The organism is Haemophilus sp. THUN1690, assembly GCF_059704375.1.
The window spans coordinates 1-25,748 of sequence record NZ_AP046583.1 but is presented as its reverse complement, the minus strand read 5'-3'; the positions used below and the strand labels follow the sequence as shown (position 1 = coordinate 25,748).

At 39.9% G+C, this 25,748-nt stretch carries 19 protein-coding genes and 1 pseudogene; 13 read left to right on the top strand and 7 right to left on the bottom strand.

Annotation, left to right across the window (positions count from 1 at the left end):
• Window positions 1-209 precede the first annotated feature (209 nt).
• The 3 genes from rpoB (at window position 210) to tehA (ending at window position 9,753) form a co-directional block, all read left to right on the top strand.
• A complete protein-coding gene (gene rpoB, locus AC6H22_RS06455; protein WP_005627659.1) occupies window positions 210-4,238 on the top strand; it encodes a DNA-directed RNA polymerase subunit beta in 4,029 nt (1,342 codons plus the stop codon).
• Window positions 4,239-4,363: 125 nt separating this feature from the next.
• Window positions 4,364-8,614 (top strand): DNA-directed RNA polymerase subunit beta', encoded by a 4,251-nt coding sequence (gene rpoC, locus AC6H22_RS06450; RefSeq protein ID WP_005633056.1) that lies wholly within the window; start codon window positions 4,364-4,366, stop codon window positions 8,612-8,614.
• 194 nt (window positions 8,615-8,808) lie between these two features.
• Window positions 8,809-9,753, top strand: a complete 945-nt coding sequence (gene tehA, locus AC6H22_RS06445) for a dicarboxylate transporter/tellurite-resistance protein TehA (protein ID WP_032825599.1) — start codon at window positions 8,809-8,811, stop codon at window positions 9,751-9,753.
• 52 nt (window positions 9,754-9,805) lie between these two features.
• Here the strand turns inward: tehA and tsaA are convergent, their stop codons facing one another.
• A complete protein-coding gene (gene tsaA / locus AC6H22_RS06440) occupies window positions 9,806-10,525 on the bottom strand; it encodes a tRNA (N6-threonylcarbamoyladenosine(37)-N6)-methyltransferase TrmO (protein ID WP_005627666.1) in 720 nt (239 codons plus the stop codon).
• A gap of 62 nt (window positions 10,526-10,587) precedes the next feature.
• On the opposite strand from tsaA, the gene menA reads away from it, so the two are divergent.
• Window positions 10,588-11,499: a 1,4-dihydroxy-2-naphthoate octaprenyltransferase gene (menA, locus tag AC6H22_RS06435; RefSeq protein WP_005627668.1), complete on the top strand. Its 912-nt coding sequence runs from the start codon at window positions 10,588-10,590 to the stop codon at window positions 11,497-11,499.
• A gap of 51 nt (window positions 11,500-11,550) precedes the next feature.
• Window positions 11,551-12,042, top strand: coding sequence for a ribonuclease E activity regulator RraA (rraA, locus tag AC6H22_RS06430; RefSeq protein ID WP_005627670.1), 492 nt, complete (start codon window positions 11,551-11,553; stop codon window positions 12,040-12,042).
• 408 nt (window positions 12,043-12,450) lie between these two features.
• Here rraA and AC6H22_RS06425 read toward each other — a convergent pair whose 3' ends face one another.
• The gene (locus AC6H22_RS06425; protein WP_005627672.1) at window positions 12,451-12,792 is read right to left on the bottom strand and encodes a carboxymuconolactone decarboxylase family protein; all 342 of its coding nucleotides are present in this window, start codon (window positions 12,790-12,792) and stop codon (window positions 12,451-12,453) included.
• 111 nt (window positions 12,793-12,903) lie between these two features.
• On the opposite strand from AC6H22_RS06425, the gene AC6H22_RS06420 reads away from it, so the two are divergent.
• Together AC6H22_RS06420 and AC6H22_RS06415 are read left to right on the top strand one after the other, a co-directional pair.
• A complete protein-coding gene (locus tag AC6H22_RS06420; protein WP_005627674.1) occupies window positions 12,904-13,800 on the top strand; it encodes a cupin domain-containing protein in 897 nt (298 codons plus the stop codon).
• Window positions 13,801-13,878: 78 nt separating this feature from the next.
• Window positions 13,879-15,723 (top strand): ABC transporter ATP-binding protein, encoded by a 1,845-nt coding sequence (locus AC6H22_RS06415; RefSeq protein WP_497515544.1) that lies wholly within the window; start codon window positions 13,879-13,881, stop codon window positions 15,721-15,723.
• Between the two features lie 87 nt (window positions 15,724-15,810).
• Here AC6H22_RS06415 and rdgB read toward each other — a convergent pair whose 3' ends face one another.
• A complete protein-coding gene (gene rdgB, locus AC6H22_RS06410) occupies window positions 15,811-16,398 on the bottom strand; it encodes an RdgB/HAM1 family non-canonical purine NTP pyrophosphatase (RefSeq protein WP_005627680.1) in 588 nt (195 codons plus the stop codon).
• Window positions 16,399-16,409: 11 nt separating this feature from the next.
• Window positions 16,410-17,135, bottom strand: a complete 726-nt coding sequence (locus AC6H22_RS06405) for a 3-deoxy-D-manno-octulosonic acid kinase (RefSeq protein ID WP_118817246.1) — start codon at window positions 17,133-17,135, stop codon at window positions 16,410-16,412.
• Window positions 17,136-17,211: 76 nt separating this feature from the next.
• Between AC6H22_RS06405 and AC6H22_RS06400 the strand changes: the two genes are divergently transcribed.
• Window positions 17,212-18,255, top strand: coding sequence for a glycosyltransferase family 9 protein (locus tag AC6H22_RS06400; protein WP_497512717.1), 1,044 nt, complete (start codon window positions 17,212-17,214; stop codon window positions 18,253-18,255).
• 96 nt (window positions 18,256-18,351) lie between these two features.
• Here AC6H22_RS06400 and AC6H22_RS06395 read toward each other — a convergent pair.
• Both AC6H22_RS06395 and pssA read right to left on the bottom strand, forming a co-directional pair.
• Window positions 18,352-18,454, bottom strand: a pseudogene (locus AC6H22_RS06395) (IS3 family transposase); the annotation flags it as partial.
• A 174-nt stretch (window positions 18,455-18,628) separates the two neighbouring features.
• Complete coding sequence (gene pssA / locus AC6H22_RS06390; protein WP_497515543.1) at window positions 18,629-19,996, bottom strand: CDP-diacylglycerol--serine O-phosphatidyltransferase; 1,368 nt, start codon at window positions 19,994-19,996, stop codon at window positions 18,629-18,631.
• A 146-nt stretch (window positions 19,997-20,142) separates the two neighbouring features.
• On the opposite strand from pssA, the gene AC6H22_RS06385 reads away from it, so the two are divergent.
• Window positions 20,143-21,198, top strand: coding sequence for a tRNA/rRNA methyltransferase (locus tag AC6H22_RS06385; protein WP_497515542.1), 1,056 nt, complete (start codon window positions 20,143-20,145; stop codon window positions 21,196-21,198).
• A gap of 163 nt (window positions 21,199-21,361) precedes the next feature.
• Window positions 21,362-21,502, top strand: a complete 141-nt coding sequence (locus AC6H22_RS06380) for a hypothetical protein (RefSeq protein ID WP_497515541.1) — start codon at window positions 21,362-21,364, stop codon at window positions 21,500-21,502.
• Window positions 21,503-21,725: 223 nt separating this feature from the next.
• On the opposite strand, the gene AC6H22_RS06375 is transcribed toward AC6H22_RS06380, so the two are convergent.
• Entirely contained in the window at window positions 21,726-22,430 is a 705-nt protein-coding gene (locus AC6H22_RS06375; protein WP_497515540.1) for a S24 family peptidase, read from the bottom strand.
• Between the two features lie 218 nt (window positions 22,431-22,648).
• On the opposite strand from AC6H22_RS06375, the gene AC6H22_RS06370 reads away from it, so the two are divergent.
• The 3 genes from AC6H22_RS06370 to AC6H22_RS06360 all read left to right on the top strand — a co-directional run.
• Window positions 22,649-22,870: a helix-turn-helix domain-containing protein gene (locus AC6H22_RS06370; protein ID WP_118855492.1), complete on the top strand. Its 222-nt coding sequence runs from the start codon at window positions 22,649-22,651 to the stop codon at window positions 22,868-22,870.
• Between the two features lie 14 nt (window positions 22,871-22,884).
• On the top strand, window positions 22,885-24,846 hold the full coding sequence (locus tag AC6H22_RS06365; protein ID WP_497515539.1) for a transposase domain-containing protein: 1,962 nt from the start codon (window positions 22,885-22,887) through the stop codon (window positions 24,844-24,846).
• A 23-nt stretch (window positions 24,847-24,869) separates the two neighbouring features.
• On the top strand, window positions 24,870-25,748 hold an 879-nt coding region (locus AC6H22_RS06360), incomplete at its 3' end, for an AAA family ATPase (protein ID WP_497515538.1).

Genomic DNA, 25,748 nt, shown 5'->3' with positions numbered 1-25,748 from the left:
TTTAATTTAACCGTGTTTTGATAGAAAGCACATCTATACAATGATAAATTCACCGTTATTTGTCGTTGTTTTGCTCAAGTTGTCGTCCTATGTAATTTGAGTTGTCACCCCACTATAGAAGTAAGGTTCAGAGTGCGGTCATTTTAACGGTCATTCACGTCACAGTTAGTTTGTGGCTAGGTCACTGAACAGTTAGCAGAGGAAAACCAATGGGTTACTCCTATTCTGAAAAAAAACGAATTCGTAAAGATTTCGGTAAACGTCCGCAAGTTTTAAATGTTCCTTATTTATTAACCATTCAGTTGGATTCTTTTGATAAATTTATTCAAAAAGATCCTGAAGGTCAGCAAGGTTTAGAAGCGGCATTCCGTTCTGTATTCCCTATTGTAAGCAATAATGGCTATACAGAATTACAATATGTAGATTATCGTTTAGAAGAACCTGAATTTGATGTACGTGAGTGTCAAATTCGTGGATCAACTTATGCAGCAGGCTTACGTGTAAAATTACGTTTAGTGAGCTACGATAAAGAATCTTCTTCACGCGCAGTTAAAGATATTAAAGAAAATGAAGTTTATATGGGTGAAATCCCATTAATGACTGATAACGGTACTTTCGTAATTAATGGCACCGAGCGTGTTATCGTTTCACAATTACACCGTAGTCCAGGTGTATTCTTTGATTCTGACAAAGGTAAAACTCATTCTTCAGGTAAAGTGCTTTATAACGCACGTATTATCCCTTACCGTGGTTCTTGGTTAGATTTTGAATTCGATCCAAAAGATAACTTATTTGCTCGTATTGACCGTCGTCGTAAATTACCGGCAACAATCATTCTTCGTGCATTAGGCTATACCACTGAAGAAATCTTAAACTTATTCTTTGATAAAATTACCTTTGAAATCGCTGGCGATAAATTGTTAATGACTTTAGTGCCAGAACGTTTACGTGGTGAAACAGCTTCTTTTGATATTGAAGCAAATGGCAAAGTTTATGTTGAACGTGGTCGTCGTATTACCGCACGTCATATCAAAGCATTAGAAAAAGATAAAATTTCACAAGTCGTTGTACCTTCTGAATATATTTTAGGTAAAGTTGCGTCGAAAGATTATGTTGATTTAGAGTCTGGCGAAATTATTTGCCCTGCAAATGGTGAGATTTCTTTAGAGACTCTTGCAAAATTAGCGCAAGCAGGTTATACCACGATCGAAACTTTATTTACTAATGATTTAGATTACGGTCCATATATTTCCGAAACGCTACGTGTAGATCCAACTTATGACAAAACCAGTGCGCTTTATGAAATTTATCGCATGATGCGTCCGGGTGAACCACCAACACCAGAATCTTCAGAAGCGTTATTCAATAATTTATTCTTCTCTGCAGAGCGTTATGATTTATCTGCTGTCGGTCGTATGAAATTTAATCGTTCTTTAGCGATCGCAGAAGGTGAAGGCGCTGGCACTTTAAGCAATGAAGATATTATTGCGGTAATGCGTAAATTGATCGACATCCGTAATGGTCGCGGCGAAGTGGATGATATTGACCACTTGGGTAACCGTCGTATCCGTAGTGTAGGTGAGATGGCGGAAAACCAATTCCGTATTGGTTTAGTGCGTGTAGAAAGAGCGGTGAAAGAACGCTTATCTTTAGGTGATTTAGATGCAATCACACCGCAAGACTTAATTAATCCAAAACCAATTTCTGCAGCGGTGAAAGAATTCTTTGGTTCTTCACAACTTTCGCAATTTATGGACCAAAACAACCCATTATCAGAAGTGACGCACAAGCGTCGTATTTCTGCATTAGGTCCAGGTGGTTTAACTCGTGAGCGCGCAGGCTTTGAAGTGCGTGACGTACATAATACCCACTATGGTCGTTTATGTCCGATTGAAACCCCTGAAGGTCCAAACATCGGTTTGATCAACTCACTTTCTGCGTTTGCACGTACTAATGATTATGGTTTCTTAGAAACGCCATATCGTAAAGTAGTTGATGGTCAAGTTACTGAAGAAATTGAATACTTATCTGCAATTGATGAAGCAAACTATATCATTGCACAGGCAAACTCAAACTTAGACGAAAATAACCGTTTTACTGATGCTTTCGTTACTGCACGTGGTGAACGTGGTGAATCAGGTTTATATAAACCTGAAGATATTCACTATATGGACGTTTCGACACAACAAGTGGTATCTGTCGCGGCTGCATTAATTCCATTCCTTGAGCATGACGATGCGAACCGTGCGTTGATGGGGGCGAACATGCAACGTCAAGCAGTTCCAACATTACGTGCTGACAAACCATTAGTTGGTACAGGTATGGAAAAACCAATCGCACTTGACTCAGGTGTTGCGGTTGTTGCAAAACGTGGTGGTACAGTTCAGTACGTCGATGCTTCTCGTATCGTTATTAAAGTAAATGAAGACGAAACTGTAGCAGGCGAAGCGGGTATCGATATTTATAACTTAATTAAATACACCCGTTCTAACCAAAATACGTGTATCAACCAAATTCCTTGTGTGAATTTAGGCGATCCAATTAATCGTGGTGAAGTCTTAGCAGATGGCCCTTCAACAGACTTAGGTGAATTAGCACTAGGTCAAAATATCCGCGTGGCGTTCATGCCTTGGAACGGTTATAACTTCGAAGACTCAATGTTAGTTTCTGAGCGTGTTGTACAACAAGACCGCTTCACTACCATCCATATTCAAGAATTATCTTGTGTTGCGCGTGATACTAAGTTAGGTGCAGAAGAAATTACTGCAGATATTCCAAACGTAGGTGAGTCTGCGTTAAGCAAACTTGATGAATCTGGTATTGTTTATGTTGGTGCAGAGGTTAAAGGTGGTGACATCTTAGTAGGTAAAGTAACGCCTAAAGGTGAAACTCAATTAACCCCAGAAGAAAAACTTTTACGTGCAATCTTTGGTGAAAAAGCCTCTGATGTGAAAGATTCTTCATTACGTGTGCCAAACGGTACATCAGGTACGGTTATTGATGTTCAAGTCTTCACTCGTGATGGCGTAGAAAAAGATAAACGTGCATTAGAAATTGAAGAAATGCAGCTTCGTGAAGCGAAAAAAGATTTAACTGAAGAGTTAGAGATTTTAGAAGCTGGCTTATTTGCTCGTGTTCGTAATCTTCTTATTTCTAGTGGTGCTGATGCCGCGCAATTAGATAAATTAGATCGCACTAAATGGTTAGAACAAACCATTGCAGATGAAGAAAAACAAAATCAATTAGAACAGCTTGCAGAGCAATACGAAGAACTTCGCAAAGAGTTTGAACATAAACTTGAAGTGAAACGTAAGAAAATCATCAAAGGTGATGATCTTGCACCGGGCGTGTTAAAAGTGGTTAAAGTTTACCTCGCGGTGAAACGTCATATCCAACCGGGTGATAAAATGGCGGGTCGTCATGGTAACAAAGGTGTTATCTCGAAAATTAACCCAGTTGAAGATATGCCATACGATGAGAATGGCCAACCAGTTGAGATCGTATTGAACCCACTGGGCGTACCATCTCGTATGAACATCGGTCAGATCCTTGAAACCCACTTAGGTTTAGCTGCGAAAGGTATTGGTGATCAAATCAATGCAATGCTTAAACAAAAACAAGAAGTGGAAAAATTACGTGGTTATATCCAAAAAGCGTATGACTTAGGTAATGGCTCACAAAAAGTGGATTTAAGTACCTTCACAGATGAAGAAGTATTGCGCTTAGCTGAAAATCTACGTAAAGGTTTACCGGTTGCGACACCAGTATTTGATGGTGCAGCTGAAGCTGAAATCAAAGAGCTATTAAAACTTGGTGGATTACCAACTTCAGGTCAAATCACTTTATATGATGGTCGTACAGGTGAGAAATTCGAGCGCCCAGTAACTGTAGGTTATATGTACATGCTCAAATTGAACCACTTAGTTGATGACAAAATGCATGCTCGTTCAACTGGTTCTTATAGCCTTGTTACACAACAACCATTGGGTGGTAAAGCTCAATTCGGTGGCCAACGTTTCGGTGAGATGGAAGTATGGGCACTTGAAGCATATGGTGCAGCTTATACCTTACAAGAAATGTTAACGGTGAAATCGGATGATGTGAATGGTCGTACGAAGATGTATAAAAACATCGTAAGTGGTAACCAACACATGGACCCAGGCACACCGGAATCTTTCAATGTAATTATGAAAGAAATCCGCTCACTTGGTTTAAATATCGAGTTAGACGAAGAGTAATCAGTAGGGGAGTGAAGAATTTCTGCTTCACTCGCTTTACGAAAGAAAAATCGCCGAAGTGCGGTGGAAAAACATCGAAATTTTTAACCGCACTTTAAACCTTTAACTCCGACAGGAGAACATTTGTGAAAGACTTAGTTAAGTTTTTAAAAGCACAGTCAAAAACCAGTGAAGATTTTGATGTGATTAAAATTGGGTTAGCTTCCCCAGATATGATCCGTTCTTGGTCATTTGGTGAAGTGAAGAAACCTGAAACCATTAACTACCGTACGTTCAAACCTGAACGTGATGGTCTTTTCTGTGCGCGTATCTTCGGGCCTGTAAAAGATTACGAATGTTTATGTGGTAAATATAAACGTTTAAAACACCGTGGTGTGATTTGTGAAAAATGTGGTGTTGAAGTCACTCAAACTAAAGTTCGTCGTGAACGTATGGGCCACATTGAACTTGCATCGCCAGTTGCACATATTTGGTTCTTAAAATCATTGCCGTCTCGTATTGGTTTACTTTTAGATATGCCATTGCGTGATATCGAACGTGTACTTTATTTTGAAATGTACATCGTGACCGAGCCAGGTATGACGGACTTAGAGCGCGGCCAGTTATTAACTGAAGAACAATACCTTGATGCTGAAGATCGCTGGCAAGATGAATTCGAAGCGAAAATGGGTGCTGAAGCGATTCAAGACCTCTTAAAAGGTATGGATCTTGAAGTTGAATGTGAAAAATTACGTGAAGAATTACAAGAAACTAACTCTGAAACTAAACGTAAAAAAATTACTAAACGCTTAAAATTATTAGAAGCATTTGTTCAATCTGGTAATAAACCAGAGTGGATGGTGATGACTGTATTACCAGTTCTTCCACCAGATTTACGTCCATTAGTACCATTAGACGGTGGTCGTTTTGCGACTTCAGATTTGAACGATTTATATCGTCGTGTAATCAACCGTAACAACCGTTTAAAACGTTTATTAGATTTAATTGCGCCAGATATTATTGTGCGCAACGAAAAACGTATGTTACAAGAATCTGTTGATGCATTATTAGATAATGGTCGCCGCGGCCGTGCAATCACGGGTTCTAACCGTCGTCCATTAAAATCATTAGCGGATATGATCAAAGGTAAACAAGGTCGTTTCCGTCAAAACTTATTAGGTAAACGTGTTGACTATTCAGGTCGTTCTGTAATCACTGTTGGTCCATACTTGCACTTACACCAATGTGGTTTGCCGAAGAAAATGGCCTTGGAATTATTCCGTCCGTTTATCTACGCTAAATTAGAAAGCCGTGGTTATGCTACGACAATCAAAGCGGCTAAGAAAATGGTTGAGCGTGAAGATGCGATCGTTTGGGATATTCTTGCAGAAGTTATTCGTGAACACCCAATTCTATTGAACCGTGCGCCAACACTTCACCGTTTGGGTATCCAAGCATTTGAACCGATTTTAATCGAAGGTAAAGCGATTCAATTACACCCACTCGTTTGTGCGGCGTTCAACGCGGACTTCGATGGTGACCAAATGGCGGTACACGTTCCATTAACGCTTGAAGCTCAATTAGAAGCGCGTGCGTTAATGATGTCAACCAACAACGTTCTTTCGCCAGCAAACGGTGATCCGATTATCGTTCCATCACAAGACGTGGTATTAGGTCTTTACTATATGACCCGCGAAAAAGTGAACGGTAAAGGCGAAGGTATGTTATTGCAAGATCCGCGCGAAGCTGAAAAAGCATATCGTACAGGTGAAGCCGAATTACATTCTCGCGTGAAAGTACGTATTACTGAATATGTGAAGAATGAAGCTGGTGAATTTGATGCGAAAACCACGCTGACTGATACAACTATCGGTCGTGCGATTTTATGGATGATTGCACCACAAGGTATGCCTTATTCATTGTTCAACCAAACATTAGGTAAAAAAGCCATTTCTAAACTTATTAACGAAGCTTATCGTCGTTTAGGTTTAAAAGAAGCGGTAATGTTTGCAGACCAAATTATGTATACCGGTTTTGCTTATGCGGCACGTTCTGGTTCATCAGTTGGTATTGATGATATGGAAATTCCAGCGAAGAAATACGAAATTATTTCTGCAGCGGAAGAAGAAGTGGCTGAGATCCAAGAGCAATTCCAATCAGGTCTTGTGACTGCTGGCGAACGCTATAATAAAGTAATCGATATTTGGGCCGCGGCGAATGAGCGCGTAGCGAAAGCGATGATGGAAAATTTATCTCAAGAAGAAGTCATCAATCGCGAAGGTAATCCTGAAAAACAAGCATCCTTTAACAGTATCTTTATGATGGCTGATTCTGGTGCGCGTGGTTCCGCAGCACAGATTCGTCAGTTAGCAGGTATGCGTGGTTTGATGGCTCGTCCAGATGGTTCGATCATCGAAACTCCAATTACAGCGAACTTCCGTGAAGGTTTGAACGTATTACAGTACTTTATTTCAACCCACGGTGCGCGTAAAGGTTTAGCGGATACCGCATTAAAAACCGCGAACTCAGGTTACTTAACTCGTCGCTTAGTTGATGTAGCACAAGACTTAGTGATCGTAGAAGATGATTGTGGTACGCACGAAGGCTTAGTCATGACCCCATTAATCGAAGGTGGTGATGAAAAAGTGCCACTTCGTGAATTAGTGTTAGGTCGTGTAGCGGCAGAAGATATTTTAAAACCAGGTACAGAAGAAGTATTAATTCCTCGTAACACGTTATTAGATGAAAAACTCTGTGATGTGTTGGATGCAAACTCTGTAGACAGCGTAAAAGTACGTTCTGTTGTAACTTGTGATACTGATTTTGGTGTATGTGCGAAATGTTATGGTCGTGATCTTGCGCGTGGTCATTTAATTAACCAAGGTGAAGCTGTGGGTGTTATTGCTGCTCAATCTATCGGTGAGCCGGGTACACAGTTAACCATGCGTACGTTCCATATCGGTGGTGCGGCATCTGCGGCAGCGAAAGAATCTAGTGTACAAGTTAAAAACACTGGTACATTACATTTAATGAATGCGAAATTCGTTACTAATGATGAAGGTAAATTAGTATTAACATCTCGTAATACTGAATTAACTATTACCGATGCATTTGGTCGTACTAAAGAACACTATAAAGTGCCTTACGGTGCGGTGTTAAGCAAAGGTGACGGTCAAGATGTAACGGCTGGTGAAACTATCGCAAATTGGGATCCACATACAATGCCAGTTGTCTCTGAAGTATCTGGTTTTGTGAAATTCGTTGATATTATTGATGGCTTAACTGTAACGCGTCAAACTGATGAATTAACAGGTTTATCATCAATCGTGGTTCAAGATGTGGGTGAACGTGCTACAGCTGGTAAAGATTTACGTCCAACCATTAAATTGGTTGATGCAAATGGCAACGATATTTTCTTACCTGAAACTGATGTTCTTGCACAGTACTTCTTACCTGGTAAAGCAATCGTAAGTTTAGACGATGGCGCAGCAGTAAAAGTGGGTGAACCATTAGCACGTATTCCGCAAGAATCCGTGGGTACTAAAGATATTACCGGTGGTCTACCACGCGTTGCGGATTTATTTGAAGCGCGTAAACCAAAAGAGCCTGCTATTTTGGCTGAAATTTCTGGTATCGTATCTTTCGGTAAAGAAACCAAAGGTAAACGCCGTTTATTAATTACTCCTGCGGAAGGTGAAACTTACGAAGAAATGATTCCAAAATGGCGTCAGCTCAACGTATTTGAAGGTGAGATGGTACAACGTGGTGACGTAATTTCTGATGGTGCTGAAACACCACATGATATTTTACGTTTACGTGGCGTGCGTGCAGTAACTGAATACATCGTGAACGAAGTGCAAGATGTTTACCGCTTACAAGGGGTAAAAATCAACGATAAACATATCGAAGTTATCGTTCGTCAAATGTTACGTAAAGCGGTAATTACCAAAGCTTACGACTCTGAATTCCTTGAAGGGGAACAAGTCGAAGTCGCTCGCGTGAAAATCGTTAACCGTCAACGTGAAGCAGAAGGCAAACCACCAGTTGAGTTTGAGCGCGAATTATTGGGTATCACCAAAGCGTCTCTTGCGACTGAATCCTTCATCTCTGCCGCATCGTTCCAAGAAACTACTCGTGTTCTTACCGAAGCAGCAGTGGCAGGTAAACGTGATGAATTACGTGGATTGAAAGAGAACGTAATCGTAGGTCGATTAATTCCTGCAGGTACAGGTTTTGCGTATCATCAAAATCGTCACAAACATCGTTTAGTAGATGATGTCGTAGCGAAATTATCTGAAGAAGATGAAGCTGCTATCGCTGATGAATTTGTCATGACTGCAGACGATGCAAGTGCAAACTTAGCTGAAATGCTTAATATGGCAGATGATGCGGAATAATTAATTCCCTATATAAGAAAACCCGAATGAAAGTTCGGGTTTTTTATTTGTATGAAAATTAGTAGACATTTTATTCCAGAACAATAAGTGTGTTTCTTTATAGAAATTTCACAAAAATTTGAGATTTTTAGAAAAGTCTGTTGTTGATGGCTGTGCTACACTTCGCTCAAATTTTTCAAAATAAGGATAATATTATGAGTACAACAAAACCTTTTCCTCTTCCAACGGGATATTTCGGTATTCCTCTTGGTTTAGCCGCTTTATCTTTGGCTTGGCTTCATCTAGAAAACTTATTTCCTGCTGCAAGAATGGTAAGTGATGTTCTTGGCATCGTAGCAAGTGCGGTCTGGATTTTATTTATTTTAATGTATGCGTATAAACTTCGTTATTACTTTGATGAAGTTCGTGCAGAGTATCATTGCCCAGTTCGCTTTTCCTTTATTGCGTTGATTCCTATTACAACCATGTTAGTGGGCGATATTATTTATCGTTGGAATCCTTTAATAGCTGAAGTGATGATTTGGGTTGGTACTGTAGGACAGTTACTTTTCTCATCATTGCGTATCAGTGAATTATGGCAAGGTGGTGTATTTGAACAAAAATCTACTCGCCCTCCGTTTTATTTGCCTGCGGTAGCGGCAAATTTCACAAGTGCAAGTTCATTGGCATTACTTGGTTACCATGATTTAGGTTATTTGTTCTTCGGTGCTGGAATGGTTGCATGGATTATTTTTGAGCCCGTATTATTACAACATTTGCGAATTTCATCTCTTGAGCCGCCATTTAGAGCCACAATGGGCATTATTCTGGCCCCTGCATTTGTGGGCGCATCCGCTTATTTGTCACTCAATCATGGCGAAGTGGATACTTTAGTTAAAATCCTTTGGGGATATGGATTCTTGCAATTATTTTTCTTATTGCGATTATTCCCTTGGATTGTGGAAAAAGGACTTAACATTGGCTTATGGGGATTCTCATTCGGATTGGCGTCTATGGCAAACAGTGCTATCGCTTTCTATGATGGTAATGTTTTACAAGGCGTGTCTATTTTTGCCTTTGTTTTCTCGAATTTAATGATTGGCTTATTAGTTCTAATGACAGTTATTAAATTAGCTAAAGGGCAGTTTTTCCTAAAATAAGGCATTTAAATCGACTAAGGCAGGGATTCCCTGCCTTATTTACATATTACATCTATTTGTCTTTTTCTATTTCAATCACTTCTACACAATTCAGTGTACCTGCTTTAATTCGCCATTTCACATTAAATTCATACAAACTCATACCATAAATACGATCACTCGGTTTACCTTGTTGATAGGCTGGACGAGGATCTTGCTCTAGCACTTGGCGAATAAAACGACTTAAGTGCGGTCGTTTTTCTTCTCGTTTTTTTACCGCACTTTTGGCTTGCTCGGTAAATTCAACAGTCAATTTTGCAGGTGGTTTTTCTTGAGCAAAGCTCGATTGCGCATTTGGCTCACTATCCGCATAGGCAATATAGGGTTTGATATCGAAAATCGGCGTGCCATCCACTAAATCCACCGCACCTAAATGGAGAAAAACATTACCGTTGATACATTCTACTTGACGTAATTCGACTTTGGATAAACCGATAGGATTTGGGCGGTGCGTTGCGCGCGAAGCAAACACGCCAACTCGTTGATTACCGCCTAACCGCGGAGGGCGTACGGTGGGTTGCCATTTTCCTTGTTGGATTTGGTCGAACTGAAAAATTAACCAAAGGTGACTGAATTGTTCCAATCCTCTCACAGCTTCAGGCGAATTATACGGCGGTAAGAGTTCTACAATGCCTACACCGTCTTCAACTAAATTAGGTTGGCGTGGTACGGAGAATTTTTCTTTATAAGGTGTGTGGATAATGGCGATAGGCGATAAGGTTAAATCATTCATAAATTGGGTGTCTTAGTGTAGAATACGCGGCTTATTGTAATCAAAAGTGCGGTCAAAAAAAAATGACAAATGAAAAATTGAAAATGTGGTGGGAAACGGCCCGACCGAAAACTTTGCCCTTAGCGTTGGCATCGATTTTCACGGGTTCGGCATTAGGTTATTGGGCGAATCCACAAGGTTTTAATGGGCTTGTAATGGCGCTTTGTTTACTCACAACAATTTTATTGCAGGTGCTTTCTAATTTTGCCAATGATTATGGGGATCATCAAAAAGGTTCAGATACTGAAGAGCGTATTGGGCCATTACGTGGCATTCAAAAAGGCGCCATTTCAGCAAAAGAACTGAAATGGGGATTAATTCTAATGGTGGTGGCAAGTTTTCTTTCAGGAAGTTTCTTGATTGGTATTGCTTATGAAACTCTCTCGGATTTATTCGCTTTCGCTGGGCTTGGCATTTTAGCTATTGTTGCAGCCATTACTTATACGGTTGGGGCAAAACCTTATGGCTATATGGGATTGGGCGATATTTCTGTATTGGTATTTTTTGGTTTGCTTGGTGTTGGTGGCACTTATTATTTGCAAACTCACAGTATTGATAGCCACATTATTTTGCCTGCTATTGGTTCTGGCTTATTGGCGAGTGCGGTATTAAATATCAATAATTTACGCGATATTGAACAGGATGCGAAAGCGGGCAAAAATACCCTAGCCGTCCGTTTAGGTGCGTATAAAGGGCGTGTTTATCATTGTATTTTATTAAGTGTGGCCGCCCTATGTTATTTAGCATTTGCGGTAGCAACGGCCATTTCTTGGACAAATTATTTATTTGTATTGGCAATGCCATTGTTAGCTAAACATGCGATCTTTGTTTATCGCAGTCAGCAGCCAAGTGAATTGCGTCCAATGTTGGCTCAAATGTCTATGATTTCGTTATTAATCAATATCTTGTTTAGTTTAGGCTTGCTTATCGGCTAAATCGGCATATACTAAAGCAAACAAAATTTCAACAATCGATAGGGGAAAGTTATGTTTATTGATACTTCAGAACTTTGCGATCTTTATGCAGAACAAGTAGATGTAGTGGAGCCAATTTTTTCAAGCTTTGGTGGCGTAAGTAATTTTTACGGTAAAGTCACTACGGTAAAATGCTTTGAAAGTAATGGATTAATTGCTGAAGTATTAGAAGAAAACGGTGAAGGTCGAGTGCTTGTTATTGATGGCGGTGGTGCGGTACGCCGTGGTTTGATTGATGCAGAATTGGCTCAACTTGCTGTTGATAATGGTTGGGAAGGCATTATTGTATATGGTGCAGTACGCCAAATTCAGCAATTAGAAAACCTCGATATTGGTATTCATGCCCTTGCGCCAATTCCAGTCAGTGCAGATGAAAGCACTGCCGGTGAGAGCGATATTCCAGTGAACTTTGGTGGCGTAACCTTTTTCCCAGAAGATTATATTTACGCAGATCTGACAGGAATTATACTTTCGCAAGAGCCCTTAGATTTAGATGATGAATAATACGCAAGAGTAAAAGTGATTTTTCCCTAAAAAGCTAGATTATTAAATCAAGGATTGAACTGGGTAATCTACAGATTAGTTATAATGTCCAATATGCTTATAATTCTAACAAGCAATGTATTGTGAATTGTTTTTTCTAGTTGTTTGAAAGTTTTAAACAGTTTTCCATCGTAGCGGTTAAATTACTTTCTTCAATTATCTGATGCTTATTCAGTAAGTTGAATAGGTTGCCAGTAAGTAAGATATTTTACCGTTTTGAAGATAAAAACTAATAACTAATAACTTATTGCTTGACGGATTAATTGTATTTAGCCATAAAAATCTGCCCTTAATCAGTTGGTTATTTAGTCCAACTTTTAGGGGCAGATTAAAATTTTAATTAACTTAACTCTATGGAATGACGGGTAATTAACCTTTCTGTACGTTATATGCTTCCAATGCACGTAAAGAATAAGTATAAGCAGCACCTGCATTTAATGCGATAGACATTGCTAATGCTGCTGCGACTTCAGCTTCACTTGCACCTGCTTTTACAGCTTCTTCTGCGTGTACGCTAATGCAGCTTTCGCAACGAGTTGTTACAGCAACTGCTAATGCGATAAGTTCTCGAGTTTTAGCGTCAAGCACATTGCCTTCTGCCGCTGCTGCACCTAATGCTTGGTAAGCTTGTAACATTTTTGGATATTGTTTACCTAACGCACCAAATGATTTTTTAACGTGTGATGTTTCTTCTTTCCAATCTGCAAACATAATGTTCTCCTAAATATATTGAATTAATAACGAACTGGTGTGGCAAATTATAGACAGATTGGATTATGATACTTGCTTATTTATCTCAATTTTTATCGCTAACATCTCATTATGGATTATTTAGATAAACTCATCCATTTAGCACAAGTGCGTGGGGAAATTAATATTCGCTGTGAATTTCAAGGTGAATGGCAAGTTGCCCATCAAGAAAAAGATGCAGGAAAAGGCGTATTCCATCTTATTGAACAAGGCGAATGCTGGCTTACACTCGGACAAAAGCAATTTCATTTAAAGGAAGGTGATATCTTTTTCCTTCCCCAAAATCAACCGCACTTTATGCGTCATTCGTCTGATAAAACAAAGGACGCGTCATTGAAAAAAAGCTGGCAAGGTACATTTGAATTATATCAAGTAGGGCAAGGTACACCTGATTTAAAAATGTTCTGCGGTGCATTTTATTATCAGCAAGATGCTCTCCTCACAGCTTCTATGCCTGAATATTTGCATCTCAATTTATGTGATACACCGATTCATCCTTTGGTTCAGCTTTTTTTACAAGAAGCACAAAAAAACGATGCAGGTACAAAATCAGTCGTCGATGCACTTTCGAATGTGCTTTTAATTTATATTTTACGCCATGCGATTCAAGAGAATTTAATTACAGGCGGTGTGCTACTCGCGTTGCAAGACAAGCGATTAAATGCGGTGCTAGGTGCGATATTACAACGCCCTCAAGAAGATTGGCGAATTGAACAATTATCTGATCTTTCTGCAATGTCTCGTGCAAACTTTATTCGTGTTTTTCAACAACAACTTGGTATGTCGCCAGGGCGTTTTATTACTCAAGTGCGGTTACAATCGGCAGCGTTTTTATTAAAGCAATCCCAACAATCCGTACTTGCTATTGCTTTAGAAGTTGGGTATCAATCGGAGGCGCATTTTAGTAAAGCCTTCAAAAATTACTACCAACTCTCACCAAGCCAATACAGAAAATCTGCCAGCCTATAAATTGGAGAATTTTTGCGCTATAATCGCCAAGTTTTTTGAAAGGCAACATCTGTTGCCTTTTCTTTTTAAGGAAAAGATATGTTTAATAAAATTTTTTCGTGGTTTGAAAACCGTTTAAATCCTTATCCGGAAGGTAATCCAACAACACCTAAAAAAGGTTTATTGCGCTTTATTTGGTCTAGCATGGAAGGAATGAAAGGCTGGATTCTCTTACTGACAGTGCTAACGGTGGGTACTGGTGTAATGGAAGCCGTATTATTCCAATTTATGGGAACGCTTGTAGATTGGTTAGGAACATTCACGCCTGAGACATTATGGCAAGAAAAAGGTCATTTATTAATTGGTATGGCTGCCCTATTACTTGTTAGCATCATGTGGGGATTTTTAGCCTCTACCGTACGTTTACAAACCTTACAAGGCGTATTTCCAATGCGATTACGTTGGAATTTCCATCGTTTAATGCTTGGACAAAGTTTGAGTTTTTATCAAGATGAATTTGCCGGCAGAGTGTCTGCCAAAGTCATGCAAACCGCACTGGCTGTTCGTGATACAGTGCTCACACTTGCGGATATGTTTGTATATGTCATCGTATATTTTATTACATCAGGATTAGTTCTCGCAGCATTAGATTCTTGGTTCTTACTGCCATTTATTGCTTGGATTACGATTTTTGTTTTTATCCTACGAACCCTCATTCCTAAATTATCAAAAACTGCACAACGACAAGCGGACGCACGCTCGTTAATGACAGGACGCATTACAGATGCTTATTCCAATATCGCTACAGTAAAATTATTCTCTCATGGTTCACGTGAAGCCGCTTATGCCAAGCGTTCCATGGAAGATTTTATGGTGACAGTACACGCCCAAATGCGTTTAGCCACATCACTGGACACGCTCACCTATGCAGCTAATATTTTACTTACACTAAGCACCGCCGTACTCGGAATTATTTTATGGAAAAATGGTCAAGTTGGCGTGGGTGCAATAGCAACGGCAACGGCAATGGCATTACGAGTAAATGGGCTGTCTCGTTGGATTATGTGGGAATCTGCCCGTTTGTTTGAGAATATCGGAACCGTAAACGACGGAATGAATACTTTAACCAAACCTCACACTATTATAGATAAACCTCAAGCATCGCCGTTACAAGTGACACAAGGGGAAATTAAGTTTAACGACATTACCTTTGCTTATGATCCGACAAAACCATTGCTCAATCATTTCAATCTCACCATCAAACCTGGTGAAAAAGTCGGGCTGATCGGCCGTTCTGGTGCTGGAAAATCTACAATTGTGAACTTGTTGCTGCGTTTCTATGAAGCACAACAAGGTGCGATTACCATTGACGGGCAAGATGTACTAGATGTGCAACAAGAAAGCCTATGCCGCCAAATTGGCTTAGTGACTCAAGACACTTCGCTGCTACATCGCTCTGTTCGTGACAATATTATTTATGGACGACCTAATGCCACAGATGAAGAAATGGTTTTAGCAGCTGAACGAGCAGAAGCCGCTGATTTCATTCCACTCCTCACTGATGCTCAAGGCAGAAAAGGCTACGATGCCCATGTGGGTGAAAGAGGTGTAAAACTTTCTGGTGGTCAGCGTCAGCGCATTGCTATTGCTCGTGTCATGTTAAAAGATGCGCCAATTCTATTGTTAGATGAAGCCACAAGCGCGCTGGATTCAGAAGTAGAAGTGGCAATACAAGAAAGTCTCGATAAGATGATGGAAAATAAAACTGTGATTGCCATTGCCCATCGTTTATCCACCATCGCCGCAATGGATCGCCTGATTGTGCTTGATAAAGGGCAAATTGTTGAACAAGGTACCCATGCTGAATTACTGGAGCGTAATGGTCTGTACGCTAAACTTTGGAATCATCAAAGTGGCGGTTTTTTAAGTGAACATGCTGAATAATGTTGCTTTTCCGCTATAGGTAAAATCCATATAAAAAGGCACACATATAAAAATATGCGTGCCTTTTATCATTGTAATTTAACTGGCTTATAACTTACTTTTTAATACTTTCAATGCTCGTGCACGATGAGAAATTTTTTTCTTCTCAGCGGTTTCTAATTCAGCAAATGTGCAACCTTGTTCTGGGCTAAAGAATAAACTGTCATAACCAAAACCATTTTCACCTTTTTCTTCAAAACCAATCACACCATGACACTCACCTTCGGCAATAATTGGGGATGGATCTGTTGGATGCTGTAAAAACACGATACAGCTCACAAATTTGGCTTGGCGTTTATCGTGTGCAACATGAGCAAGCTCTACCAATAATTTCTCACGGTTTTTAGCATCATTGCCCTCTTCACCAGCATAACGTGCAGAATACAGACCAGGCGCACCATTAAGTGCGGAAACCACCAAGCCTGAATCATCTGCAATAGCTGGCAAACCTGATTTTTCTGATGCATAGCGTGCTTTTAATAACGCATTCTCGACGAAAGTTAAGCCTGTTTCTTCCGGGCTTTCAATGCCTAAATCTGTTTGCGCAATCACTTCAAAACCAAAATCAGACAAGACATCAGCCATTTCTTTCACTTTGCCTTTATTGCCTGTAGCAAGTACGATTTTTTGTTTCATAATCAGTCCTTTTATTGATAATAAGCTGCTGTTAAATCAGCCCAGTTTTGCTCAGTAAATTGAATATTCATTCGTTCAATTTCTTTTTCGAAGGAACGTTTTAAACGATTCAGATTTTGCACTTTCCAAAAATCTCCAGATTTTTCACCGCACTTATCAAAGTCAATCAACCAACATTTTTGCCCTTGTTCAGTTTGTTGAAGCAAAATATTGTGTGCATTCAGGTCTGTATGGCAAATCTGTAAATCATGTAGTTTTCGAATCAAACGACCAATTTGCATCCAAGTTTCTTTTGGCAATGTTTGTGCTTGTAAAAGTGCGGTTAAATCCTGCGCGTTTTCGATGTTCTCGGTCAAAATATCCGCTTGATAGCAAATACCTAACTTGCCTTTTTGAATACGTGCAGCAATCGGTTTAGGCACAGGTAACCCCGCTTCATACAAACGTTGCAACAAATGAAACTCAGCAAAACTACGGGTAGTTTCAAGAGTAGAAAAACGATAACGATCTTTGTTCAGTTTACCCCAAAGTCCACCGCGATAATAATGACGCAACGCACAATTTACGCCAAACCAATCTTCTGTATGCAAGAAATAAGTGATGCCTCGACCTTTTGCACTGCCTATCACTCGCTCTTGTTTTTGCCAAAATTCCGCTCGGAAAAACTCGGTTGATTGCTCAAAAGTGCGGTCAAAATTAAAGATAAAATATTGGTTATCTTGTTGGAATTGGTGCATTGGAATGTTGTTATGAATAGAAAATGGACTCATTCTACTTTAAAATAGGCGCAAGTTAAATGAGAAAGGAATGCCAATGCCACTTTTTACCGAAGCTCCAAAATCCCTTTGTATTCTCCGATTATCAGCTGTAGGCGATGTCTGTCATGCCTTAGCAGTGGTTCAGCACATTCAGGCATATTATCCTCAAACAGAAATTACTTGGATTGTAGGCAAAACCGAAATGGGTTTACTTTCAGGCATTCCTAATGTCACGCTCATTCCTTACGATAAAAAAGCGGGATGGAAAGGTGTTTTATTACTCTGGAAAAAACTAAAAAATAAACAATTTGATGCGCTATTAAATATGCAAACAGCATTTCGTGCATCAATCCTTTCTTTAGGAATTAACGCTAAATACAAAATTGGATTTGGAGAAAAACGTTCTCGCGAAGGACAATGGCTATTTGTAAATCGTCGTATCACAGATCCCTCATCTCCCCATGTATTAGATGGATTTATGGCTTTCTCTGAATATATTGGCGTACCGAAATCAGAGCCGAAATGGGAATTAGCTATCTCAGAAGATGATTATAAATTTGCCGATCAATTTATTGATTTCTCTCGTAAAAATTTATTAATTTCTCCTTGTTCTAGCAAAGCAGAAAAAGATTGGCTAATCGAACGTTATGCAGAGGTTGCCAATATTGCTCATCAGCATAATATCAATGTAATTTTCTGCAGTTCACCAGCCAAACGTGAATTAGAAATAGTCGAAAAAATTACCGCACTTTGTCATTTCACGCCAACCAATATTGCAGGAAAAACAAACCTAAAACAGCTTACCGCTTTAATTTCTAAGGTTGATTTGGTGCTTTCGCCAGATTCTGGTCCAGCCCATATTGCGACAACACAAGGTACACCCGTTATTGGCTTGTATGCCTATCACAATCCTTTGCGTACTGCACCTTATAATAATTTAGATAACGTGGTATCAGTATATGAAGAAAATGCCCAAAAAGAATTTGGCAAACCGTCATCTGAACTACCTTGGGCAACTAAACTAAAAGGGAAAAATTTGATGACAGAGATTCAAGTCGAACCCGTCATTGAACAAATGAAAAAATTAGGATTATTCTAAAGAAAAAGCTCAGCTAATGTGATCTGCTTATCAAAAGTTAGAGTATTAAATCAAGAACTGAGTTCTGTAATCCACAGGGCTTAGTCTTTTCAGTTCTCATTGAATACGCTCATGATTGTAATAATGAATGTACTCGAGAATCGTTTTTGAACTACTCAAAAGTATCAAACTATTTTCTCTCGTAGCACTCTGTTTTTAATCACCAAAGTAGCTTCCATTGCTCGACATCTAAACGATTTTTTCTCGATATACTACTATTGTTGAATAGCCATAAAAAATCTGCACCTTAATCAGTTGGTTATTTAGTCCAACTTTTGGGGGCAGATCATTTTTATAAGGCTTTATTATTAGGTATAAAAAGTATCATTCAGCATTACAGAATCATTTTCACCAATTTATCTGCTTTAATTCGTGCAAATTTTTTCAAAAGTTTTTGTACTGGTTCTGGGTATTGACTCAATTCTTCTAATTCAGTGTAATGTTTTAATACTTTTGTATGTTGGCGAATTTGGTTTTGCTCTTTTTCCACTTGGGCTAAAAGCTGTTGTTGTGGATCGTAAATTAATAAGCCATTTTCTGCATCCAAACGCCATGCTCGAGGGTTAAGATTATTGCCCGTAAGTAAAATATAACGGTCATCTACCCACACACCTTTTAAGTGATAGGTATTATCGCCATCACGCCACAAACGCACCACAAGCTGACCATTTTCAATTTGAGTCTCAAATTTTTCACAGAAACGGCGAAGATTACTTTCATAAAGATAAGGTAACGCTCCCGCCATTTTGAATGGTTGTTCTGGTGGAATATAAAAATCGTTTGCGACTTTATCGCCAACAATAATTTCTACTCGTTTACCGTTTTCCAATAACGTTGCTATTTTATGTTGCAATGTGCGTGGGAAATTAAAGTATGGCGTACAAATAACCAATTTTTCTTGTACTTGCAAGAATAAATCTTCAATTACTTGATTTAATTCATTGCCTGACGCACCTAAGCCAAACAGCGGCGATACGCTTAAAACATTCGGTAATTTCACCGCACTTTTTAATGAATATTCACCATTTTGAGCAAGATCTTTACGATAAGCGCGAATATTGCCGCGGATCTCTTTGGTGCGAGGGCGGTTGGTGACATCAAGTGGATAAACTGCACTGAAATCTAACAAGTAATCATTGATGAAATTCACCATCGAATCAGCTAATTCGGCATGAGTGATTTTTTGATAGCGGTCGTAACGATATTTTTCAAATTGATGAAGATAGACATTATTAATGCTTGCACCGCTATAAAGCACCGTATCATCAAATACAAAGCCTTTAACGTGCAATACACCAAAAACTTCGCGTGTATTAATTGGCACGCCAAAGAACATATTCGGATCATCAGGCAACTGATAAGTTTGGCGTTGCTCGCAATACCAATCTGCATTAGTGGCAGATTTTACCGCCCCTAATAAATTACGTTGTGCGCGATGCCAATCTATGAGAATTTTTACATCCAAATGTGGATTTTCTTGCTTCACGCGATAAATTTCATCGAGGATTTCCTGCCCCGCTTCATCTTTTTGCCAATAAAGTGCGGTGACATAAATACGTTTTTTTGCGTTTCTGATTAATTCAATAATTTGAGTTTTAAATTCAGCCGGGCTACCCAAAAATTCAATTTGCTCAGCTTGCAAAGCAAGGAATGGCAAATTATTTAAATTTTGTTCAGCTCGTTTGGTTTTATTGATTAACATAATCCATCTCGTGATTAAAGACTAGTGCGTTAGTTTACAATATTTCACGCGCTTATTAATAGAAAAAAGGCTTTTTTTCGTTATAATGCTCACAAATTTTAGCATTTTTTGGCTAAATAATAGCCATTTTAATTCAGGAAAATCCTATGAACGACAAACGCAAACCGTCTTTTCAATCCGCCGGCAGATCTTTTCAAGAACGCTCAGTAGGTGAAAAATATAGAGAAAAACCAACTCAAAATCGACCGCACTCTAATGATAAATTTAATGGAAATAGAAACGAAAAATCTCGTTTTCCTCGTGATAAACAAGAAGTGAAAGAAACTAAAATTACGAAACTTTCTTTATCTCGTGCGCCATCAAATAAAAATGCAGAACAACCTAAGGTTCAAGTGACGATAAAAAGTACGGGTACGGTTTATAAAACAAAAGAAAAGAAAACGGGGGCGCTTTCTCCTCGTGCTCCTGAAAAAATTAAGAAAAACCGATCGGAAGAAATGAAGGTTTACGGTGAAAATGCCTGTTTAGCTTTATTTGCAGAACGCCCTGAAAGTATTGTTCGATTGTGGGCAACCGTACAAATGTCACACAGAATTGGCGAGGTATTGAGTTATTTAGCCGAAAACAAGAAGGCTTATCATGTTGTAGATAGCGAAGAGTTAGCTCGAGTAAGTGGAACAGAACATCATGGTGGCATTTGCTTATTGGTGAAGAAACCTCGTGCTTTCACGTTGCAAGGGTATTTAGATATTCCTCGTGAAGAGGATTGTTTAGTGCTATTAGACAACGTGAATAATGCGCAAAATATCGGTGGCATATTGCGTACTTGTGCTTATTTTGGCGTGAAAAATATTGTCGCCGATAATGTGGAAAATCTGTATTCGGCAGCCTCAATGCGCGTAGCAGAAGGTGGCGCGGAATATATTCGAGTGTTAGAAACGGATTATATTGATTCAGCTTTAATGCAATTGCGCAAATCAGGCTATCAAATTATTCACGTATCGCACAATAAACAAGGCGAGCCGTTGGATAAAGTGCAGTTAAAAAATAAAGTAGTTTTTGTGCTAAGTGAAAGTTCTACGGAAAGTTTAGCTAATCCAGAAGATACTCAAGTGCGTTTAACGCTCGCAAGCCCAATTAAATCAGGCTTAAATATTGCAGTGAATGCTGGTGTGTTGTTAGCAAAGTGGTATTTTAAGTGAGTTTTTAGTTTGGCATCGGTATATTTATCCTTGATACAGATTATACAGTTTTTATCTTTCCAATGACTCATTGATTTCCGTTCATAGGGGTGTGTATAATTTGTACTCTTTTTATATAACAACAGCGAAGTTTGTAACAAATATCATAAATAAGGAATAATCAATGATATACAATCCTACAGGCAATAATTTTGCAAAACACAATAAACATCAACCGCACTTTAGTGCAAAAATTTCTCTTATTTCCCTTTCTCTCTTTTCTGCTTTAAGTGCTCCAGCATGGGCAGATGTATCCAACCACTAAATATGAGAAACATAAAAACAAATAGGGATTGGGCGGGAATTTTCGGGAATAAGCGGGATGAATATAGATAAAACGGGGCTTGGCGGCGTGCCAGCCCCTTTTTTATTAGTTAAAAAATAGAAATAATGAAATGAGAAAATTTTTCTAAATATTGGCAGTTTAACCGCTAAAAATGGGAAACATTAAACGCGGTTTAAATGGCTTTAAATTTAGGTTTAAATCTTTAAATTAAGTCGTGGCCGATGAAAACAACCTGGCCTAACACTTCAAAGTTTAAATTATCTTCAAACATCAGCTCTATCGGGGCGTAGATTTCTTTATTATCGCTAATCAAGCGAATGCCGCCAGGAATACCCTGGACGCGCTTAACCCAAAGTTGATCACCCGAACGAATAACATATATCTGCCCATCACGCGGCGTGGTTACGGCACGGTTGATTAATAACATATCGCCGTGGTGGATTGTTGGGGTCATGCTATCGCCGGAGGTTAGAATAAATGCCAGTTTATTCTTTTGAAGGCCGCGTTGTTGCAACCAGTGCGCGCTTAACCCCACAAAATCATCCGGTTCATACACGTCATCATTAAACGCACCAAAGCCCGCAGAGGCAAATGTCTTATAAAATGGCACACTAACAAGCTCAGTGGCCTTATTTATTGCCTCTTTAATATAGCGCCCTACAGTTTCTGTAATATTCGGGACGATCATTCGTGTTTCTGTGGGATAAAAGCCCAACTCCTTTTGTACTGCTGGTGGGAGCGATGAATAGTGATATTCATAAGCCACCCCTTTCTTTCCTTGAACCTGTTTCTTTTTCCAGTTTTCTTTAGTTGCACGTCTGGTTATGTTGGTCGCCTTGCTTGGCAAATTCCCTATCCCTTCTAACTCAAAAGCAGTAAACCATTCTTTTTTAGGTTGTGAATTCATACAATACCTTTTTAAATTCATCTTGAATTCAAAAGAAGCGTCATTAAAACCCTTTAAAAATCAAGACTATGCGAAATTTATTGAAAAATTTGTGAATTCTTTTGAATTCTTTAGTTGATTTCACAAAGAATTCACTATATTATTCAAATCATAGTCAGCGAACTACATCAAAATGTACTTCGTGAGCTAGTGTTAAAACTAACCAAGGATCTCACAAAATGGCAGGAAAAAAAAGAATTATTGACATGCATCGCGCAGATATTCGAGCGGAGTTAGAGAAAAAAGGAACTTCATTGGCTCAGCTTGGAATTGAGAACGGGTTATCAAGAACAACGGTTCGTAATGCCTTGGATAAACCATATCCAAAAGGAGAATGGATAATTGCAAATGCATTAGGGCTTAAACCTTCAGATATTTGGCCTAGCCGCTATCGCGAGTAGGGTTTGGAGGCATTATGAAAGAATGGTTTAACTCTAAAGAACTTGCTGGTATTGGCGGGTTGCCAAACAGCCCAAGCAATGTAACTCGAAAAGCCAAAAGCCTATCTTGGGAATTTAGACAGGTGGAAGGGGTGAAAGGGGTTAGTTATGAATTCTCTTTTAATTCATTACCGGAAGAAGTCCAAGCAGAACTCTTATTAAAACAAAGCCAGGCAGTGGAAATTCCGAAAACCCAAAAAGAACTCAACTACCTACCGGAAGTTATTTGGAAGCCTTATGAAAAAGCGACCGATAAACAAAAGGAAGAAGCAAAAGCGAAACTCGCCCCACTGCACAAGCTAGACGATTTAGTGAGAAACAACGTGGCATTAATGATGGCGCTTGATGCGGTTTCTACCGAGTATGAAATTGCGAAAGGATCACTCAAACGTTGGTATTACAAAGTGCGGTCGTTTGAACGCCCAGATTGGTTACCGTTATTGATTGCTAAACACAATGACAAGAAATCTGGTAAGGAAGCGGCATTTACGGAAGAAGCCTGGGAAGCATTTAAAGCAGATTATTTCCGTAACGAACAACCGCAGTTTGGCAGTTGTTATGAACGCTTAAAACGTGCCGCACAAGAAAACGGCTGGTCAATACCATCAGCTAGCAGCATTAAACGCAAAATTGAACGTGAAGTGCCGAAATTGGTACAAGTGCAATTACGCGAAGGTGATCATGCTGTGATGCAGTATTACCCATCCATGCGCCGCACAGTGGCCAAAATTGAAGCCCTTGAGTGGATTAACGGCGATGGTTATCAACACAACGTATTTGTGCGTTGGCATAACGGCGAAATTGTCCGCCCTAAAACCTGGATTTGGCAAGACATTCGCACCCGCAAAATTCTCGCCTACCGCGTAGATTTAAGCGAAAACAGCGACACCATCCGATTAAGTTTGATGGATCTTATTTGGAAATACGGCATCCCGAAAAAATGCACCATTGATAACACCCGCGCAGCGGCAAATAAATGGATGACTGGGGGCGTTAAGAACCGCTACCGCTTCAAAGTAAAAGAAGATGATGTGACCGGGATTATCCCGATGCTTGGCATCGAATTGTTGTGGACATCGGTGCAATTTGGCAAAGGTCACGGGCAAGCAAAACCAATCGAACGTGCGTTTTCACACGGTGGTTTAGGCGAGTTAGTTGATAAACACCCAAGCCTGGCTGGCTTTTACGCCGGGGAAAATGTTTACAGCAAGCCTGACAACTATAACGGCGGGAAAGACGGCGTAGATTACGACACATTTATTTTAGCCATAGAAGATGGCATCCGCACTTTCAATGAACGCGAAGGCAGACAAACCGAAATATGCCAAGGCATTTACAGTTTCAGCCAAGTGTTTGAGCGCGATTACGCCACGGCGCAAATTCGCAAGGCAAGCGCAGAACAAATGCGGTTTTTAATGTTGATGAGCGAAGCCGTTACATTGAGAAAAGACGGCACATTTGAGTTAGAAGCTGGTGGCAAGGTCAATAATCGCAAAAACCGCTATTTAGCGAGCGAGCTTATTGCCACAGCGCACCGCAAGGTGGTGGTGAAATTCGACCCGCAAGACTTGCACAACAAAGTGTGGGTTTACGGTTTGGATGGCGTGTTCTTAGCCGAAGCGAAATGTACAGATGCGGTGGCATTTGGCGATAAAGCGAAAGCCCGCGAACACGACAAAGCACGCAAACAAATGGTGAAAGCGGTGAAAGCACAAGCGAAAGCCACACTCACTATGAATGCACAAGAAGCAGCGCGTTATCAGCCTCAATTCGAGGAAGAAGAACCGCTAGAACCGAAAATCATCGAGCTATTTCGACAAGAAGGTAACGCAGTGCGCAAACACGAAGCGGTATTAGATGACGATGAAGATACCAACGATTTTGAACAAGGCTGGCGCAAAGGATTAGCCATGCTGAAAGAAGAAAAAGGGCTTTAAGCCGCATTTAAGGAGCGTTAAACATGACTTTAATTGAACAAATCAAACAACTTTTAGACAACCAAGTCCACACGCAGCGCGAAATTGCCGCGCAAGCTGGGATTTCAGCCGGGGCGTTGAGTGCATATTTAAAAGGCACTTATACCGGGAACGTGGAAAACGTAGAAGTTGCATTAAAAAACTGGCTTTCAACCCGCGAGAAAAAAGAAAAAGTGTTTGTGGAAGCACCGCACTTTATCGAAATTCCGACCGCCAAAAAAGTTTTTTCAGCGTTAGATATGGCCAAGATTTTGCCAACCATGGTGACCGTTTACGGCGCGAGCGGTGTAGGTAAAACAAAAGCATGCCAAGAATACAAAAAAGCCAACCAAAACGTGTGGATGATTACCGCAAGCCCAGCGCGCGCAACATTAAGCAGTATTTTGTATGAGTTAGCTCTTGAGTTAGGTATTAACGATGCGCCACGCCGTAAAGACCGCCTATCACGCCTAATTACTAAAAAGCTCAAAGGCACACAGGGTTTGGTCATCATTGATGAAAGCGACCACCTTCCTTATGACGCGTTAGAAGAGATCCGAATTATCCAAGAAGAAGCCGAAGTAGGCTTTGCATTAATTGGTAACGATAAAGTTTACACCCGCATCCAAGGCGGCGTGAACCAGGCGCATGAATACGCGCGTCTTTGGTCACGAATTGGTAACAACTGCGGCGTTAAAGCTAGCACAAAAGGCGATATTAAAGCCATCGCGCAAGCCTGGGGGCTTGATATAGCCGACAAGGATTTAATGACCGTCCTTTATGACATCGGCGGCAAGGCGGGCGGCTTACGCGCTTTAACGCAATATTTACGCCTAGCCGGCATGACAGCGAAAGGACAAGGCACTGTAATAACACTAGACCTA

Coding starts and splice junctions, on each gene's coding strand:
- rpoB (WP_005627659.1), top strand. CDS start 210: ATGGGTTACTCCTATTCTGAAAAAAAACGAATTCGTAAAGATTTCGGT.
- tehA (WP_032825599.1), top strand. CDS start 8,809: ATGAGTACAACAAAACCTTTTCCTCTTCCAACGGGATATTTCGGTATT.
- tsaA (WP_005627666.1), bottom strand. CDS start 10,525: ATGAATGATTTAACCTTATCGCCTATCGCCATTATCCACACACCTTAT.
- menA (WP_005627668.1), top strand. CDS start 10,588: ATGACAAATGAAAAATTGAAAATGTGGTGGGAAACGGCCCGACCGAAA.
- rraA (WP_005627670.1), top strand. CDS start 11,551: ATGTTTATTGATACTTCAGAACTTTGCGATCTTTATGCAGAACAAGTA.
- AC6H22_RS06425 (WP_005627672.1), bottom strand. CDS start 12,792: ATGTTTGCAGATTGGAAAGAAGAAACATCACACGTTAAAAAATCATTT.
- AC6H22_RS06420 (WP_005627674.1), top strand. CDS start 12,904: ATGGATTATTTAGATAAACTCATCCATTTAGCACAAGTGCGTGGGGAA.
- AC6H22_RS06415 (WP_497515544.1), top strand. CDS start 13,879: ATGTTTAATAAAATTTTTTCGTGGTTTGAAAACCGTTTAAATCCTTAT.
- rdgB (WP_005627680.1), bottom strand. CDS start 16,398: ATGAAACAAAAAATCGTACTTGCTACAGGCAATAAAGGCAAAGTGAAA.
- AC6H22_RS06405 (WP_118817246.1), bottom strand. CDS start 17,135: ATGCACCAATTCCAACAAGATAACCAATATTTTATCTTTAATTTTGAC.
- AC6H22_RS06400 (WP_497512717.1), top strand. CDS start 17,212: ATGCCACTTTTTACCGAAGCTCCAAAATCCCTTTGTATTCTCCGATTA.
- pssA (WP_497515543.1), bottom strand. CDS start 19,996: ATGTTAATCAATAAAACCAAACGAGCTGAACAAAATTTAAATAATTTG.
- AC6H22_RS06385 (WP_497515542.1), top strand. CDS start 20,143: ATGAACGACAAACGCAAACCGTCTTTTCAATCCGCCGGCAGATCTTTT.
- AC6H22_RS06380 (WP_497515541.1), top strand. CDS start 21,362: ATGATATACAATCCTACAGGCAATAATTTTGCAAAACACAATAAACAT.
- AC6H22_RS06375 (WP_497515540.1), bottom strand. CDS start 22,430: ATGAATTCACAACCTAAAAAAGAATGGTTTACTGCTTTTGAGTTAGAA.
- AC6H22_RS06370 (WP_118855492.1), top strand. CDS start 22,649: ATGGCAGGAAAAAAAAGAATTATTGACATGCATCGCGCAGATATTCGA.
- AC6H22_RS06365 (WP_497515539.1), top strand. CDS start 22,885: ATGAAAGAATGGTTTAACTCTAAAGAACTTGCTGGTATTGGCGGGTTG.